Genomic DNA, 807 nt, shown 5'->3' with positions numbered 1-807 from the left:
CGAGAGGTGCGGCAACGCACAGACCTGGAGGGGGATCATGAGCACACCGGAGAGCACGGCCACACCGGAACGGGAACCGAAGAAGCGTCGTCGTTGGCTGCTGCCGACGGCCGTCGGCGTCGTCGCGCTGATGATCGGCTATGCAGCTGGTTCGGGCGACGAGGACGACACAGCCGCAGCGTCGGACGACACCGACGAGCTGCAGACCGAGCTGGACGACCTCACTGCCGAGCGTGACGCGCTGCAGGAGCAGCTCGACGCCGACGACGACGGCGACGAGGGTGGGAGTGCAGACGCAGAAAAGCTCGATGCTCGCGGCGCCGAACTCGACGAGCGCGAGTCCACCTTGAACGAACGAGAAGGCGAGCTCGACGATCGGGAAGAAGCGGTCGCGGCGATGGAAGCCGCGGCTGAGTCTGATGACGGCGGGGAGCAGGACGACGCCTCCGAGGAATCCTCGGACAACAGCGATCCCGGAGAGAGCGATGACGGCTCGCACAGCGCGGGCTCGTACAGCTTCAGCGATGTCCAGGTGTACGAGGACGGCCTGGGTGATTTCGCACTACGAAGCCGGGTGACCAACACCGGCAGCGATCAAAGCGGGGTGATCTGGACAGCGACGCTCTTCAACGGCGGCTCCGTCGTGGGAACGCTCTCCGGCACGGCGCAAGACTTCTCCGCCGAGGACACAGTCACCGTGGAATTCTTCAGCACCGACGCCTTCGGAGATTGGGACGAGATCGAGTTCCAGGTCGACACACAGTTCTGATCCAACCAGCGCTGCCCTTTCGGCAGTGCTTCACCTTC

1 pseudogene is annotated in these 807 nt (G+C 64.8%); it reads left to right on the top strand.

Annotated features, from left to right (window positions below):
* Window positions 1-769: pseudogene (locus ELR45_RS07160) on the top strand (hypothetical protein); the annotation flags it as partial.
* Window positions 770-807: the final 38 nt, after the last annotated feature.

Origin of the sequence: Phytoactinopolyspora endophytica, from assembly GCF_004138495.1 — a bacterium.
Lineage (GTDB): Bacteria > Actinomycetota > Actinomycetes > Jiangellales > Jiangellaceae > Phytoactinopolyspora > Phytoactinopolyspora endophytica.
Note: the sequence above shows the minus strand (reverse complement) of the source record. Positions and strands in the feature narration are given on the sequence as shown.